The sequence below is a fragment of the Moryella indoligenes genome, assembly GCF_030812885.1.
Classification (GTDB): domain Bacteria; phylum Bacillota; class Clostridia; order Lachnospirales; family Lachnospiraceae; genus Moryella; species Moryella indoligenes.
In genome coordinates, this window is record NZ_JAUSTO010000012.1 from 36,659 (window position 1) to 53,493 (window position 16,835).

The 16,835-nt window shown below is 53.4% G+C and carries 13 protein-coding genes; 1 reads left to right on the top strand and 12 read right to left on the bottom strand.

Annotated elements, in window-relative coordinates; all coding sequences use genetic code 11:
* Window positions 1-92: 92 nt before the first annotated feature.
* Both J2S20_RS09100 and J2S20_RS09105 read right to left on the bottom strand, forming a co-directional pair.
* Complete coding sequence (locus tag J2S20_RS09100) at window positions 93-1,763, bottom strand: Na/Pi cotransporter family protein (RefSeq protein WP_307255101.1); 1,671 nt, start codon at window positions 1,761-1,763, stop codon at window positions 93-95.
* A gap of 209 nt (window positions 1,764-1,972) precedes the next feature.
* Window positions 1,973-2,452 carry an NUDIX hydrolase gene (locus tag J2S20_RS09105; protein ID WP_307255102.1) on the bottom strand — a complete coding sequence of 160 codons (480 nt, stop codon included), beginning with the start codon at window positions 2,450-2,452 and terminating at the stop codon, window positions 1,973-1,975.
* A 401-nt stretch (window positions 2,453-2,853) separates the two neighbouring features.
* Between J2S20_RS09105 and J2S20_RS09110 the strand changes: the two genes are divergently transcribed.
* Window positions 2,854-3,753 carry a DMT family transporter gene (locus tag J2S20_RS09110; protein WP_307255103.1) on the top strand — a complete coding sequence of 300 codons (900 nt, stop codon included), beginning with the start codon at window positions 2,854-2,856 and terminating at the stop codon, window positions 3,751-3,753.
* Here the strand turns inward: J2S20_RS09110 and J2S20_RS09115 are convergent.
* From J2S20_RS09115 to J2S20_RS09160, 10 genes are all read right to left on the bottom strand, one after another.
* Window positions 3,728-4,795 (bottom strand): M24 family metallopeptidase, encoded by a 1,068-nt coding sequence (locus tag J2S20_RS09115; protein ID WP_307255105.1) that lies wholly within the window; start codon window positions 4,793-4,795, stop codon window positions 3,728-3,730. The two genes, J2S20_RS09110 and J2S20_RS09115, sit on opposite strands and share 26 nt — an antisense overlap.
* Window positions 4,796-4,871: 76 nt before the next feature.
* The gene (gene pepI / locus J2S20_RS09120) at window positions 4,872-5,756 is read right to left on the bottom strand and encodes a proline iminopeptidase (protein WP_307255107.1); all 885 of its coding nucleotides are present in this window, start codon (window positions 5,754-5,756) and stop codon (window positions 4,872-4,874) included.
* Between the two features lie 49 nt (window positions 5,757-5,805).
* Window positions 5,806-6,405 (bottom strand): helix-turn-helix domain-containing protein, encoded by a 600-nt coding sequence (locus tag J2S20_RS09125; protein ID WP_106611404.1) that lies wholly within the window; start codon window positions 6,403-6,405, stop codon window positions 5,806-5,808.
* A 55-nt stretch (window positions 6,406-6,460) separates the two neighbouring features.
* Complete coding sequence (locus J2S20_RS09130) at window positions 6,461-7,429, bottom strand: ABC transporter ATP-binding protein (RefSeq protein ID WP_307255109.1); 969 nt, start codon at window positions 7,427-7,429, stop codon at window positions 6,461-6,463.
* The gene (locus J2S20_RS09135; protein ID WP_307255111.1) at window positions 7,426-8,454 is read right to left on the bottom strand and encodes an ABC transporter ATP-binding protein; all 1,029 of its coding nucleotides are present in this window, start codon (window positions 8,452-8,454) and stop codon (window positions 7,426-7,428) included. The genes J2S20_RS09130 and J2S20_RS09135 overlap by 4 nt, the downstream gene beginning before the upstream one ends.
* Before the next feature lie 9 nt (window positions 8,455-8,463).
* Window positions 8,464-9,432: an ABC transporter permease gene (locus J2S20_RS09140; protein ID WP_307255112.1), complete on the bottom strand. Its 969-nt coding sequence runs from the start codon at window positions 9,430-9,432 to the stop codon at window positions 8,464-8,466.
* A gap of 11 nt (window positions 9,433-9,443) precedes the next feature.
* Entirely contained in the window at window positions 9,444-10,361 is a 918-nt protein-coding gene (locus J2S20_RS09145) for an ABC transporter permease (RefSeq protein WP_106611401.1), read from the bottom strand.
* 93 nt (window positions 10,362-10,454) lie between these two features.
* Complete coding sequence (locus J2S20_RS09150; RefSeq protein ID WP_307255114.1) at window positions 10,455-12,110, bottom strand: peptide ABC transporter substrate-binding protein; 1,656 nt, start codon at window positions 12,108-12,110, stop codon at window positions 10,455-10,457.
* 154 nt (window positions 12,111-12,264) lie between these two features.
* Window positions 12,265-14,724: an excinuclease ABC subunit UvrA gene (locus J2S20_RS09155; protein WP_307255116.1), complete on the bottom strand. Its 2,460-nt coding sequence runs from the start codon at window positions 14,722-14,724 to the stop codon at window positions 12,265-12,267.
* Window positions 14,693-16,789, bottom strand: coding sequence for a zinc-ribbon domain-containing protein (locus J2S20_RS09160; RefSeq protein WP_307255118.1), 2,097 nt, complete (start codon window positions 16,787-16,789; stop codon window positions 14,693-14,695). Before J2S20_RS09160 ends, J2S20_RS09155 begins: the two co-directional genes overlap by 32 nt.
* Window positions 16,790-16,835 lie beyond the last annotated feature (46 nt).

A 16,835-nucleotide genomic window follows, 5' to 3' on the forward strand; every position in this document is an offset into this window, starting at 1 on the left:
AGAAAATGTTAAATAATAGTCAATTTACTTCAAGCTTATTGTACTCGCCGCTCCCGCAAAAAGCAAGCTTACAGTGAAAATATATGTCTGCCTCACATCTCATTCATGATATATTCCGCCATGTTCTCAGCGTGGTCAGAAATACGCTCCAGATTATCGATGATTTCTATAAACACAAGACCTGCGGCCGGATTGCACTCTCCGCGGGACAGACGCTCAATATGCCTCTCCTTCTGCTCATCGCGAAGCGTGTCCACAAGATCCTCACAGACACTCACCCTGCGTGCCAGCGCAACACTGCGCTTTGCCCGGGCCTCCACAGCCGTTCCGAAGGCTTCCTTCACCGCTTCAGTGATCTCCCTCAGATCCGCGCGTCCCGTCGCGGAGAGCTCAAGACCTCTCTGTCCCAGAATCTGCACATTTTCCGCAATATTTTCCGCGTGATCCCCGCTTCGCTCAATATCTGTCAGCGAATTAAAGAGATTCGTCACCACAAGCTTCTGATGATCATTCACAGACAGTGTGCTCGCGTGCACCAGATACTCTCCCAGCTCTTTATTGATCTGATTCAGACGCTTCTCCTCAGCAAAGATCTGCTCTATCGTTTTTTCATCTCTGGTGAAACAGACCTCACAGGCGCGGTCAATATTCTCCTGTGCAAGCCGCCCCATATTTGCGACCTCATTGGAGAGCGCCGCAATTGCCATTGCCGGCTGACCGAAGATACGCGGATCCAGATGCGTCAGCGGCTGCTCCTTTGCATACTCCTCAGCAGCCTCATCCTCACCCGGACGCTCCCGCACAACAATGCCGGAGAGCTCCACAATATGATCCGCCATCGGGAACACCAGCAGAGTCATAATGCAGTTAAAAAAAGTATGAAAGAGAGAAATCTGCACCGGAGTGATGCTGTGATGTGCGATCTGCGGAAGAGCGGTGAAGAGCAGGGTACCACCAACACCGAAGAGAACTGCTCCGATCACATTAAAGCTCAGATTCATCACCGCAGCCCGCTTTGCCGTGCGGGAGCTGCCCACCGCAGACATCATACCTGTCACGCAGGATCCGATATTGCCGCCGAGCGTGATGAAAACAGCCGCATTGGCTGTGACCAGCCCGTTCATGGCAAGGGTCTGCAGAATACCGATGGATACCGAGGAGCTCTGCAGCAGTCCGGTAATCAGGGCTCCGGAGAGTATGCCCAGAATCGGATTATACCCAAGTGCAGTGAATACCTCAGCAAAGATCGGTGCATCTGTGTAAAGCGAAATCGCGTCCGACATAAAACTGAGGCCCTGAAACAGAAGACCGATTCCGATGATGATCTCCGCCCCCACCTTCTTCTTTGGGGATTTCGCAAACATCATGATGCCCGCGCCAATCCCTGTAAGCAGCGGCGCATAAAATTCCGGGTTCAGTACCTTTAATGAATCCCCCAGCTGGCTCAGCGATACGATCCAAGCGGTGACCGTGGTTCCGACATTGGCGCCCATGATAACGCCGACTGCCTGACCGAGCGTCATCAGTCCGGCACTGACAAAACCGACAACCATGACTGTGGTCGCTCCGGAGCTCTGAATAATGGCCGTGATCGCCGCACCGACAAGCACCGCTGTAAAGCGATTGCTCGTCAGCATGCCAAGAAAATCCTTCATACGGTTACCGGCGGTCTTCTGCATTCCGTCAGCCATAAGGTGCATGCCGTAGAGGAACATTCCAATGCCGCCGATAAACATAAACAGATTTGTGATATTTTCCAGCATAAGTCTCCCGGGGAAGCGCTTTCCCTCTCTATCTTCTCTTCTTCTCTACAAAAAGCAGTGTAGCACACGGCCTAAATTTTCCGCAATTCTGAAGACTGCACAAGAAATAGCAGGCACGCTTCCCCTGCGTAGTCGTTTTGATAAATAAGCCCTCCTACTGCCCCAAACTGCCGTGGAAACGCTTTACTTTTCACTCCGGAGACTATAGATTAAGAGGATAAGCTCTCCAGCCTTTTCCCGTTCAGCATGGCCTGCACCAGCATATCCCCCTCATAGACCAGCTTCAGAGAAAAAAAAGGGACAGCAGAGAGCAGCAGCTTTAAAAATATCCTGTCTCCCTCCCAGAGATTCAGATCCATCACCTTCTCAATAGGAATCCACTCTGCGACGCCCTCATCACAGCTGTGGTACTCCCCTGAGAAATCTGAGGAGGTAAAGAGATGCATATGCTCGGATTCCCAGCGGTCGGAAACAAAGGTGATGATCCCGCGATACTGCCAGGAGTGAAGCAGATAGCCAGTCTCCTCCTGCACCTCTCGGCACAGGCATTCTTCTGGGCTCTCGCTCTCCAGGAACTTACCGCCGACGCCGATCCATTTGCCCTCGTTCAGATCGTTTTTCTTCCTGATGCGGTGCAGCATGAGCCAGCGGCCTTCCTTTTCGATGTAACAGAGCGTTGTACTGAACATATGCTCCTCCTTTGTGCTAATACGGATATCATACCGTCTTGCTGTTTTATCATCTCGTTATTTTACCATCTCGCTTCCGCTCGATGGGTTTTCTCGTCAAGACTTCTCCTGCGCAAGCGCGAGGAGTCTTTCCTCGTTATTTTACCATCTCGCTTCCGCTCGATGGGTTTTGTCGTCAAGACTTCTCCTGCGCAGGCGCGGGGGGTCTTTCCTCGTTATTTTACCATCTCGCTCCCGCTCGATGGGTTTTCTCGTCAAAACTCCTCCTGCGCAGGCGCGAGGAGTCTTTCCTCGTTATTTTACCATCTCGCTTCCGCTCGATGGAGTTTCTCGTCAAAACTCCATTTGCGCAAGCGCATGGAGTCTTTCCTCGTTATTTTACCATATTTTCGGAGGTCTTTATGTCTTCTATTCAAAAGCGTGGTCTCATCTGCGGGGTGCTGGGTGCGGCGTCCTGGGGCGCATCCGGAACCTGCGGTCAGTTTCTCTTTCAGAACTACCCCGTGGACTCCTTCTGGCTCACAGCTTTTCGCATGAGCTGCTCCGGAGCCATACTCTTTGCACTCTCCTGGCTGCGACAGAAAAATGAACTGAGGCGCTTTCTCACGGACCGCCGTTCGCTCGCGGAGCTCGCTGCCTTCTCTGTATTCGGTCTGCTCTTAAGCCAGCTCGCCTACCTCACCGCGATCCAGTACTCCAACGCCGGTACCGCAACTGTACTGCAGAGCCTGAGCATCGTCCTTATCACAATACTCTTTTATATCCGACGTCGCACACTGCCTCCCAGAATGCAGCTGCTTGCGATCCTCCTCGCTTTTCTCGGCATCTTTTTCGTCGCGACACAGGGAAACCCCGCGACGCTTGCCATCACGCCGCCGGGGCTTATCTGGGGTCTCGCTGCCGCCGCCGGTGCCGCAGGATACTGCCTGCTCTCCGGTTCTCTCATCGACCGCTGGGGAAGCACAGCTGTCTGCGGCAGTGGTATGCTGATCGGCGGTCTGGTGTTTTCGCTGGTGACCGCTGTGTGGAAGCTCCCGCCTCTGGATCTCCGCGGCTGGATACTCATCGCCTGCATCATCCTGCTCGGAACCGTCATCGCTTACACACTGTTCCTTCAGTGCATTCACGACTTGGGCCCGGTGAACGGCAACCTCCTCGCCGGAATCGAGCCGCTGACCGCAACTGCGCTCTCTGCCCTCCTCCTGCACTCCCGCTTCACAGCTGCCGATCTCATCGGCTTCGTATGCATCCTCAGCGCGGCGGCAATGCTGAATCTCACAGCTCAATCAGATCCCGTGTGAAACGCACCATATTCTCATAGCCCTCTTCTGTCACCAGGAGCTGGTCCTCGATGCGAACGCCGCCCCAGCCCGGAATATAGATTCCAGGCTCGATGGTGCGGACATTTCCCGCCGGGATCGGGTCAGTGTCCATCATAGAACAGAAGGGCCCCTCGTGTACAAAGAGGCCGATTCCGTGCCCGATGTTTGTATACTGATAGCCCATATACTCCGTGTCCCGGATCGCCTTCAGTGAGGCCTCATAGATCTCTCTTCCGGTGACGCCCGCCTTCGTGACGGCGAGGGAATCCTCCACCATGCGCTTCTCCAGCTCATATACCTCCCGCTGCTTTTCCGTGGCCTTTCCGACGACCACAGTTCTGGTCATGTCGGACATGTAGCCATGCACCTGACAGCCAAAATCCATCAGCACAAAGTCACCGTACTCCACGGCCTTCTCTGATGGAATGCCATGGAGAAGAGAGGTTCTCGCGCCGGAAATCAGAATATTTCCATAGGGCATGGTGTCTGCCCCCTCCTGCACCATATACAGAGAAAGCTTTGCGGCAAGCTCCTTCTCCGTGACTCCCACCCGTATCTCCGGCAAAAGCTTCTCCAGCGCGCGGCAGGATATCTCACAGGCAGCGCGCTGATACTGTATCTCCTGCGGCGTCTTAATGCGGCGCATCTTCTCTATGACATCCACTGTCGGAATGAGCTCTCCGCGTATTTTCCCAGAGAAATCCTGATAGAAGGCGTAGCTCAGGCGATCTGCTTCGAAAGCAACTGTTCGGCAGTTATTTTCCTGCATGAGAGCCTGCACCGCATCCCCGATGGTTCTCCCGGGCTTTCTCCAGACACATATCTCATAGTCCGGGCACTCAATCGCAGCCTGCTCCGTGTAGCGCGGATCTGTCAGAAAGTAGTACTTGTTTTTCAGAATCAGCAGGTAGCTGTCCGCTCCGGTAAAACCGCTGATGAAGCGCAGGTTTTCCTGCTTTGCGATAAAAAAACAGTCGATTTTCGCTTCTTCCATGTAGCGCAGCAGCTTCTCTTCATTCATTTCAATGCCCTCTCCTCTCAGAATTTCAATTCAAAATATTGCTCGGGAAAGTGCCTCCGGCGCTCCCCGCATAGCTTCAATCGTACTGCTCCATCCACTCATTCAGCAGCGCACAGTAGCGCTCATTGTCCTCGACAAAACACATGTGACGACAGCCGGGGAAGAGCTCCCAGCGCGCATTCGGAAGCCCGTCGTACATAGTCTTCGCAATGAGCGGCGTGCAGAGATCATTTGTCCCGCTGATGATGAGGGACGGTATCTCTATCTCCCGAAGCCGCGACCGGTACTCCCAGTCCTTAAAGATTCCAGTTGCCTGAAACTCATTCTCGCCCTGCGTAGCAAGATAGGCGCTCCGTCCTGCCCTCTTTGGTCTCCTGAGACACTCCGGGCTCTCCGCTGTCGGCGCTCCGGCGCAGAAGAGCTCCATATAGTGCGCCTCCGCCCTCTTGTACAGCTCCCCGCTGTAATCCCCGCTCTGCTCCGCCTCACGGACAGCTGCCTGCTCCTCTGCCGGCAGAAAGGCAAGCTGACGGTGCTGTTCCTCTGCCCAGAGTGCGCAGGAAGGAAGCGAACTCGAGAGTATTAATGACTGAACCCCCTCCGGTCTGTAGTTGCAGAGGTATTCGATCGCCAGCATCCCACCCCAGGACTGTCCGAGCAGATGCAGCTTCTCGAGCTTCAGCGTCTTTCGAAGCAGCATGAGCTCCTCATCCCATGTTTTGTAGGTCCATAGCTCCGGATGTTCTCCCTCAACCCACGAATTCCCGCAGCCGAGCTGATCGTAGGAGATCACCTCTCTGCCTTCCTCTGCAAGACAGTCCAGCACCTCAAAGTAGTTGTGTGTGGAGCCCGGCCCTCCGTGGAGCAGCAGCAGAGGTTTCTTCCCGCCCCTGCTCTCTCCGACTATACGGTAGTAAGTCTGATAGCCCAGATATGGAATATAGCCCTCCCGAATCTTCATGCTCTCTCCCCTTTCTGCCTCCTGGCGACATGAACTCACTCCGTCTCACTCAGAATATCAGCTTCACCTCATTGTTTGTGCGGAAGGGATTCGGAGAATTGATCGTCAGGATTTTTGTGATGCAGTTGGTAGGGTTCACCCAGTTGTGCGGCTGCTCCGAGTGGATCTGCACGCTGTCCCCCGGATTCAGCAGGTAGTGCTGCCCGTTCAGATATACCTCCAACACCCCTTCCATCACATAGACAAACTCCTCTCCCTTGTGCTGGTACAGCTCAAATTCTCCAAGATCACTGTTCGCAAAGGGCATCAGATGAAAAATGCGCGGCAGGCAGGTAAACTCCCCCACGTTATTGCTCAGAATATACTGGACGATCTGCGGGCTCACCTGAGAGCACTGCAGCTCAAAGCTCCGGCACACCGGCTGATCCTTCCCCGGCGCCGGCACAGAGGTAAAAAAGGAGGAGAGATCCGCGTCCAGTATCTCCGCGAGTTTCGCGAGAGAATCTATGGCAATTGTGGACTTCCCGTGCTCCAGTTGAGAGAGAAAGCCTATGGACAGACCTGATTTCTCACTCAGCTCCTTCAATGTATACTTTTTTTCTGTTCTCAGCGCCTTGATCTTGGTGCCGATTGAAATACTGTGCTTCATACTTCCTCCTGTATTTTTCACTGTCACAACGCATCATTGACCCTCGCCGCGTACATCACGATATCTGGTGGCAGGCAACAAAATGTCCGGGGCTCACCTCTCTCAGCTTCGGAAGAGCTTCTCTGCAGCGTTCCGTTGCGTAGGGACAGCGCTCCGCAAAGCGGCAGCAGTCCGGCGGATTCACCGGACTCGGAACCTCTCCCCTCACCATGATACGCTTCTGCTTTCGCACGAGCTGCGGATCCGCAACCGGAATGGAGGAGAGCAGCACCTTTGTGTAAGGGTGCAGCGGGTGCGCATAGAGCTCCTCCGTTGTGGTAAATTCAACCATGGTTCCCAGATACATCACGATGATGCGATCCGAGATATACTTCACCACACTCAGATCATGTGCGATAAAGAGGTATGTGAGCGCCATTTCTGCCTGCAGCTCCTGCAGCAGGTTCAGCACCTGTGCCTGAATCGACACATCCAGCGCGGAAATCGGCTCATCGCAGACCACAAATTCCGGCTCCACCGCGAGCGCTCTGGCAATCCCGATGCGCTGCTTCTGTCCGCCTGAAAACTCATGCGGAAAGCGCGAGAGATGATCCCGGTTCAGCCCCACCTTCTTCAGCATTTCCACTACTCTCTCGTCCATATCCCGCTCGGTGCAGAGCCCGTGCAGCCGCATGCCGTAGCCTACGATATCCTTCACCGTCTGTCTGGGATTCAGGGAGGAGTGCGGGTTCTGAAAGATCATCTGTACCTTCTTATGAAACTGCTTCTCCTCACTGCCCTTCAGTGAAAATATATCCTGTCCTCGGTAGCTCAGGCTCCCGTGTGTAGGCTCGTAGAGCTTCACCAGACAGCGACCTGTCGTTGACTTCCCGCAGCCGCTCTCTCCCACCAGTCCCAGGGTCTCCCCGCGGTAAATGTTGAAGCTCACGTGATCTACCGCCTTCAGCAGTTTCTTTCTGCCCAGCTGAAAATACTGACATAGGTCGTCCACCTGAAACAGAACTTCTCTCTCTTTCTTATTCATGCTTCCCCTGTCTCCCTCGTCCTGTAGCGCTTTCGAAGATCCACCTTCGGAGCTCCGGGATACTGCAGCCAGCAGGCAGATTTATGTTCCTCACTTAAGCGTATCTCCTCCGGCGCCCTCTCATAACAGATCTGCATGGCATGTGCACAGCGCGCCGCAAAGGGGCAGCCCTTCGGCGGTGCAAAGAGATCCGGCGGTGTGCCCTCAATCGGAATCAGCTGACTCTCCTTCGCAGTGTCCAGCGTCGCGATCGAATGCAGAAGGCCTGAGGTGTATGGGTGAGCCGTCTCATAAAAAATCTCATCCACTGTCCCGCGCTCTGCGATCTTTCCGCCGTACATGATGAGAACGCGGTCGCACATCTTTGCAATTACACCCATATCATGCGTGATCAGGATGATGGAGGTATTCATCCGCTCTCTCAGATCCCGAAGCAAATCCAGTATCTGCGCCTCTATGGTCACATCCAGAGAGGTCGTCGGCTCATCCGCAATGATGAGACTCGGCTTTCCCACCATGGCAATTGCAATCATGACGCGCTGCTTCATACCGCCGGACAGCTCGTGCGGGTACTGCCTGCAGCGCCGTTCCGGCTCGTTAATGCCGACTGCTCGGAGTATCTCCAGCGCTCGCTCGCGGATTTCTGCCCTTCTGAGCCTGCGCCCGGCGAGTACTTCCTCAATCTGACGTCCCACCGTCATCGTCGGGTTCAGGGAGGTCATCGGATCCTGAAAGATAAAACCGATCTCTGCACCGCGTATGCGCCGCATCTCCCCGGCGCTCTTTGTCACCATCTCCTCGCCCTTGTAGCGTATGGAGCCGTGCTCAAAAAAGCCCGGCGGCTCAGGATTCAGCTTCAGAATACAGGAGCAGGTCACGGACTTCCCGCAGCCGCTCTCTCCCACTATGCCTAGTATCTCTCCCTCTTTTACATGAAAGCTCACATCCCGCACGGACTGAACCACGCCGCCATAAGTATGGAAGGAAAATTTCAGCTGACTCACTTCCAGTAAATTTTCGCTCATATTCCCTCCTTATTCCGTGCCCCGAAGACGCGGATCGAATGCATCCCGCAGACCATTGCCGAGCTGATTCAGCGCCAGAACCGTGGTGCAGATAAAAAACGCCGGAACATACAGCATATGCGGCGCCACCCGCAGCATCTTGGTGCCCTCCTTTGCGAGCACGCCCCAGGAGGCCTGCGGCGGGGAGATGCCCAGACCGATGTAGCTTAGGAATGCCTCCTGAAAAATAGCACTCGGGATCGCCATTGCCAGATTTGTGATGAGCAGCCCCATAATGTTGGGAATCAGCTCGCGGATAATGATGCTGAACATCGGCTCTCCCATTACGCGGGCAGCAAGCACAAATTCCTGCTCCTTCAGCCGCAGCACCTCACCGCGGGCAAAGCGGCAGGTACCCGCCCAGCCAACAATGGCCAGCGCCGTAATCAGCGAGCGGACCCCCGGCCCCAGCACCATCATCACAAGGATATTGACAATCAGCGAGGGAATGCCGTAGATCACATCAATGAGCCGCATCACGATCATATCCAGCTTTCCACCGCAGTAGCCGCAGATCCCGCCTATAACTGTTCCTATCATGCTGTTCAGCAGCGCAGCAATGATTCCGATCGACAGTGAAACGCGCGCTCCCATCCACACCCGCACCCAGAGATCTCTCCCGAGTGCATCCGTGCCGAACCAGTGCGCCCCTGAGAAGCTCTGCTTCATCGCATAGGCATCCTGCTCGTCAAAGCCATAGCGGCTCAGCGCGGGAGCGAATACCGCCAGCAATCCATATAGTATCAGCAGACAGAGACTGAAATATGCCACCCTGTTGATCCTGATCCTCCGCCACGCCTCCTGCCAGAAAGTGAGACTCGGCCGGGAGATCGATTCCATTTTTTCAAGGCTTTTTCCCACATGAATAAAATCCTCTGCTGTAGGGATATAATCCTCCGCCGGCTCTGCAGAGAATTCTCCTGCTTGTATCATATTCATTCTCTGCCCTCCTACTTGGATATCCGGATACGCGGGTCTATTATGCCATAGAGTATGTCTACAATCATATTGCACAAAACCAGAAAGGCGCCATAGAAGGCTGTCATTCCGAGTATCATCGAGTAGTCATTGTTCTGCACGCTCTCAACATAGTACTTTCCCATCCCGGGAATCGCAAAGATGGACTCAATGACAAAGGTTCCCGTGAGCACCGCCGCCACGGTAGGCCCCAGAATTGTGACGACCGGCATGATCGCATTGCGGATCTGATGCCGCCAGGTGATTGCAAGGCCGGAGAGTCCTTTGGCCCTCGCTGTCTTGATATAGTCCTGCTGTACTACCTCAAGCATGCTGGCCCGCATGATGCGGGAGACCGAGGCCATGGTATAGAAACCAAGACCCACCGCCGGAAGTACTGTGTAACTCAGTCCCTTATACTCCGCAATGGGAAGCAAGCCCCACTTGATGGCAAAAAAGTATTGCAGCAGAGCACCCATGATAAAATCCGGCACGCTGGTGCCGATCACTGCCACGACCACGAAAAACAGATCTATGCGATTTCCGCGGTTTAATGCGGAAATCACGCCAAACACAAGTCCGAATGACACTGCCATGACCAGTGCCCGGATGCCAAGATCCGCTGAGTAGGGAAAGCTGCCGCGCAGCAGATCATTCACTGTCCGTCCCGGATACTTTGTGGAATAGCCGAAGTTGCCGTGCAGCAGATTTCCGAGATAAGTCATATACTGCTGCAGCAGAGGCTTGTCGAAGCCATAGTATGCTGCAAGATTTGCTCTCGCCTCCGGTGTGAGCTTGGGATTATTGAAGGGCCCGCCTGGCATCATCCTCGCCATAAAAAATACGACGGTGACAAGAACCCATATCGTAAGCAGGGATATGACCGCCCGCTTAAGGATATATTTTTTCATAGACTACCTTTCTTTTGAAAGACGGGATGCAAGCCTGCTTCCGCATCTGCATCCCGCTCCCTGTCAGAATTATCAAAACTTTAAAACAAAGGCTTACTGCTTGTCCACATACATGTAGTTGTAGTTCAATCCTACAAAGTAAGCACTGAGACCGGTGACCCCCTCCTGTACCATGTAACGAACCTCTCTCAGCTGCAGCGGAATGAGTGCGCCGTCCTCAAGGAGCGTCTGCTCTGCCTTGAAGAGATTCTCCATTCTCTCGGCCCCCTTTGTCGTTCTGGAGGCATCCATGAAGCCATCATAGGTATCGCTGTGATAATTCAGATAATTGTAGCTGCTCGTGCTGTACCAGAGCTCCAGATAGCTGTAGGGATCCGAGTAATCCGGCGCCCAGCCGCTCATGATGATATCGTACTCATCATTGTTCGGAACGAGCATGGCGTTCTTGGTTGCATAAGGAACCATGTTGATATCAACCTGTATACCGAGATTCTTCTGCAGCATGTTGGCTACGATCTGTGCCTCCTTCGTCGCCATGTCCGAATCTGTCACCACCATCCTGAGCTTGATCTCAGACGGATCAGAGATCGAGAGCTCCTGCAGTGCCTTTGAGAGATAATCCTTCGCCCTATCAAGGTCGGCCTTCAGCGGGAAGAACTCCAGCGGATATTCCTCACCATAGGTCTTCTGAACCCCATGCACCTGCGGAAGTACATACCTCTGATTTGCCTGATACAGACCACTGTGTGCAAGGAGATTATACTCCTCCCTGTCGATTGCATAATTCATGGCCAGACGGAAATTCTTGTTGGCGATAATCGGATTTCTAAAGTTTGGACCAGCGAAATCATTGGCGCCGCTGTAATAGCTCTGTACCTTGTCGCTGTACTGCTCGACCAGATCTGTGGATACTTCCACCAGATCCAGCTCTCCGGATTCAAAGAGCGATACCGCGGTGTTGTTGTCTGCAACCGTCTTGATCTCAATGCCGTCCAGATGGATTGCATCCGCATCGTAGTAATTTTCGTTCTTTTCCATGGCAAAGCGGCCATTTGTAAACTCTGTGACCATAAAGGGGCCATTATAGACCTGCGTGTCCGCGGAGGTACCGAACTTCTCGCCATACTTTTCCACAAGATCCTGTCTCACCGGCATAAAGGAACACATGCTCAGCATTCCGAGAAAATAATCTGCCGGAGTTTCAAGCTCCACTTCAAGAGTGAAATCATCCGTGGCTTTTACCCCCAGCTCCTCCGGCGGAACCTCTCCCGCCGTGATCGCCGCGCCGTTCTTCAGCACCGCGCCGATGTAGGAGGTCGCCGATGCAGACGCGGGGTCGCAGAGGCGTTTCCAGCCATATTCATAATCATGCGCTGTCACCGTCTGACCATCCGACCACTTGCCATCCTCTCTCAGGTGGAAGGTATACTTTAAGCCGTCCTCGCTGATATCGCAGCTCAGTGCCTCAGCCGGTCTGATGTCTCCATCCACATTGCGGTAGAGTCCGTCAAAAATATGGTAACAGACCGTCGCATCCGGAACGGAGTCACATTTATCGGGATCAATAATCGTAATATCCGCTGTATTCGAGTAGCGGAATATCTTCTTCCCTGAAGCCGATCCCCCGCTCTGCTGTGTCTCAGCACCGGCCGCAGCTGTTGTCTCCACAGTCGTGGTAGGAGTGGAACATCCCACAGTACTCAGCATTGCAAGCGTCAGTATAAGCGCAAGTGCCCCTTTTCTTCTCATACAGTTTCCTCCTTTGCAGTGTTTGCGCGGTAAATCGCTGATGCTTATGTATCATTATAATACTTAAACAGTGCAGCGCAATCTATATATGCGTGAATTCTCCATTCACCTCTTCCAAGCCAATGAAACTCCCAGATAGCCGGCATGCATTCGCTCACAGCTCTTTTGCAAGATAGGGAGCCGTGATGCTGTTTCCACTCCTCAGAAGCTCTGCCGCAGTTCCCGCAAAAAGGCAGTCCCCTCCGTCCATTCCACCGCCCGGCCCCATCTCGATGATATAATCCGCCTGCTTCATGACATCCAGACTGTGCTCAATCACAAAGAGCGTATTGCCATTGTCCACCATGCGCTGAAAAAGCCCCATCAGGCGCCGTATATCATTCAGGTGCAGTCCGTCCGTCGGCTCATCAATCACAAATATTCTGCCTCTCTCTTCCAGCTGACTCGCAAGCTTCACACGCTGCAATTCTCCGCCTGAGAGGGTCGTCATGGACTGATCCAGCTTAAGATACCCCAGACCGACACGAATCAGCACATCGAGCTTCTCTGCAAATATCTTATCCTGAAAGAAGGCTCTCGCCTGATTTACCGTCATCCCCATGACCTCCGCAATATTCTTTCCGCGAAACCGGTAGCGCAGAGCCTCTTCGGAATAGCGGCTCCCATGACAGGATTCACAGACAGTCTCTATGGAATCCATGTAGGCCATGTCGGAGACGATGATGCCCTTGCCCTTACAGAGCGGGCAGGCCCCCTTTGAGTTAAAGCTGAACCAGGAGGCACTCACGTGATTTTCCTTCGCAAAGAGCGCACGTATCGCATCTGCAATCTCCAGATAGGTTGCGGGCGTGGAGCGTAGATTGATTCCGATACTCTTCTGCTGTATCATAATGATTTCATTTCTGCCCGCATGATCCCTCTCATAGCTCCCGCGAAAAGCCTCCATGAGAGAGCTCTTCCCGGATCCGGCCACGCCTACGATCACTGTGAGCACCCCCAGCGGAAGCCGGAGCGTGAGATCCCTGAGATTATGAAGCTCTGCGTGTGAGAGTGTGTACCAGTCCCGCGGTCTCCGACAGCTCTGCCTCATCGGGAGGCGCTCCCGGAGCATCTGGCCCGTCAGCGTATCCGAGCGCAGCAGCCCCTCATAGCTCCCCTCATACATGATATTCCCACCGGAAATTCCTGCTCCCGGCCCCATATCCACGATGTGATCCGCAAGTCGGATGATCTCCCGGTGATGCTCCACAATGAGCACGGTATTTCCGTGTGCCTTCAGCTTTTTCAGGGAGTTTTTGAGATTCTGTATATCCTTTGGATGCAGACCCACACTTGGCTCATCCAGCACATAGAGCATATCTGTGAGCGGAGAGTTGATGTAGCGGGCTATCTTGATGCGCTGTGCCTCTCCGCCGGAGAGCGTGTCTGTTCCGCGGGACAGAGAGAGATAACCCAACCCTATCTCTGTCAGCGCAGAGAGCCGTTTTGTAATCTCGCGCTTCAGATCCACCGCCAGAGGATCCTCAATGCGCTGCACAAACTCCGCCGCCTCCGGAATTGGCAGCTCACAGAGCTCCGCGATATTTTTCCCCAGTATCTTACAGCTCCGCACCCGCTCGTTCAGGCGACTCCCGCCGCAGACCGGGCAGCTGTGCTCGTGAAGCATTCCATCCAGATATTTTTTGTAGACCTCTCCCTCCCTGGAATTAATGATGCTGCGGTACATGCGGGGATAGATGCCCTCAAATTTTGCGGTCTTCGGCCAGTTCGCGGGCGGGTTTTTGAGCCGTATCTGCGGAGAATAGAGAAAGAGCTCCAGCTCCTCGGGCGAGTAGTCGCGTATCTTTTTATTCAGATCAAAGAGTCCGCTGTAGGCGTAGCGCTTCCAGCGCCAGGCGCCGGTGGTAAAGGCCGGATAATTGATGACCCCCTCATCATTCAGGCACTTGTCGAAATCCACCAGCTTATGAATATCCAGATCCCGCACAAAGCCCAGCCCGTCACAGCGCTCACAGCTCCCTGCGGGATGGTTGAAGGAGAAGGTATCCGAGTAGCCGACAAAGGGCTGCCCCACGCGGGAATAGAGGAGCCGCAGCAGCGCATAGATATCCGTATAGGTTCCGACTGTGGAGCGAGAATTCGCCGCCGGCTTCTTCTGATCGATCACAATGGTCACCGGAAGATTCTCAACCTGCTCTACCTTCGGTCTGCCGTACTTTGGAAGAAACTGCTGCACAAAGCTTGGAAAGGTCGCATTCAGCTCACGCCGGGAGGCCGCCGCTATGGTATCGAGGCAGAGCGAGGATTTTCCGGAACCGGAGACACCGGTGAATACCGTGATTTTCTTCTTCGGGATGCGGAGCGAAACCTCCCTCAGATTGTTCTCCGAGGCACCCCTGATCTCAATATATCCCGCATCTGTGTTCTCACCGGCGCTTTCCCTGAACTGCTCCGCTTCAGCCCCCTCTGCGCATCTCTTCTCCTGCATCTCCTTCATCCTTTCCTTCTGAATGATATCAAATGAATCGCTGAAACCCAGAGGCTCCAGCGATCCCTTGATCAGCACTTCCCTTTCCCTGCTCTTAATAAAGCCACCATTCGGTATTTTCCGCATCCTTATAGTAGCGCTGTATAGGGTTGATGCTTCCGTTTCGCATCTCAAACACCTCCCACACCGTGCCGGGTACCGCTGTCGGCACATGGAAGGTAGCAATAAGACCATTTTCCGAATACACATCCACTCTTGCATTGGAATATGACATTTCATAGCTGTCAAAGCGATATTCCCGGAGATTGGTGTAATCCGTCACACAGTACTTGTAATAATCATTGCTGTTGTACGCCTTGATTGTAACCGTCTCCGGTCCGTATGAAGATTGATCATCCACATCGAGCTCATTGTCCGCTCCGTCGCGCATATTGCAGTACCAGACATGATCTGCTCTTCCGCCCACCACCGAGAAGAGATGCGAATCCAGATCATACGGGCGCTCTCCCCAGCTCAGAACCACTCTGTACTCACCGCTGTTCATCTTCGGTGTCGCGTAGAATTCATATACATTCATATCCTTGAACGCATTTGCGATAAAGTCATAGTACATGTTTTCATAACCCGGCGCCTGAACCTCCATGGTATATCCGCCGGTCGGAAGGCTGAGCTCAACGCTTCCATCCACTCCGGAAACCAGGCTCGAGAAGACATCTCCACTGCGATTATTGAGTCCCTCCCTGATGTTCACCTCGGCGCCCGAAAGCGGCTGCATACCGCTGCCACTGGTATTATAGTTGAGTGCATCTCCCAGTATCACCCTCACTCCGGCCTTGTCCTCATTTACATCAAACAGATAAGCACTGTCAACAAAGAGCTCCAGTGCGCCGTCTCCCGTATGCAGTGCATACAGGAGACAGTCCTTGTGTGCCGCCTGCGATATCTTCAGATTATAGCTGTATTCCCTCATGGGAACATTGATCGAGTACTCACCATTTCCGTTCGTCGTGGCATCATAAAGAGCTCCCCGGAAGTCCGAGGTGCACAGTGTCACCTGACTGCCTGCCACAGGATTGCCCGCCGAATCGAACACATTTCCCTTGATCTGCGTGATACCCTCCTGATTCTGTACAAGCTGATAGGTATTATACGCCGCATTGATGATATTTCTCTCCGCTGCATCAAAGCTTGCCCGGTCTGCCTCCGACAGCGAGCTGTAATAGATCATAGTCCTGGAATTAAACTGATTTTTCATCCGTCTTGCCTCAGCGGCTCCGAGAATATGGTTTCTGATATCACTTCCATTTATGATGCGCCAGGTGACGAGACAGTCGTTATGAAAGAGAAATCTCTCACCGGATTTGTCCGGCGTCGCATGAGAGGAAACATAATTATCCGTATAGTACTTGTACACAAAGCTCACCTTCGCATCGTTTGTGTAGTAATACTCCATGACCTCCAGCCCCTGATTCAGGTACTCAATACTGATAATCTTGTTAATGACATCGGAATACGGATTTTTATAAATTTCATATTCGATCTTATTGCCGGTGGCCTGTCTGATCCACTGCCTCCTCATCAGCGTGCACAGATTCTTATTGGCATAGCCACTGTGATTCTCATATCCCTCCAGTGCATAGAACACACTTTGATCCCAGGTGTATTCCGCATTGCGCGCGCCGGGCGCATAGTTATCATCATAGCTGTCCAGGCTGAGTGTATCATTCACACCGGAATTGCAGCCCACAATCTGATTCTTCAGGCTTTCCTCTTCCCCCGTAAGCTGCCTGAACGCAAATTGTGTCCCCGGCTGCTCTTCCGGACTCTCTCCCACAGCGCTCTGTCTCTCTTCCGCGCTCCCCTGACTCGCCGCAGAAGCTCCGCCGCCGGAGGTACGGGACGGAGCGCTCTGACCGCGTCCCACATTGGCCAAGGTTCCGGAGGGTCTGCTCATGGCGGACTTCAAATAATTCATACCTGCCACTGCTCCGATGGCAACAAATATAACGCACAGAGCTGCTGCCGCAATCCAGACTGTCGGACTTTTATCAAGCGGCGCTTTCTTTGCATCTGTACCCTTTGCGTAAGCGCCTCCTACATCCTCTGTCCGCGCTTCCTCCAGCTGTTTTCCACATTCTGTGCAAAACTTCGCGCCGTCCGGCAGCGACTCCCCGCAATTTTTGCAAATCATATGCCTTCTCCTTCGTCCTGTTTTAGCCTGTGCCTCACTTACATTT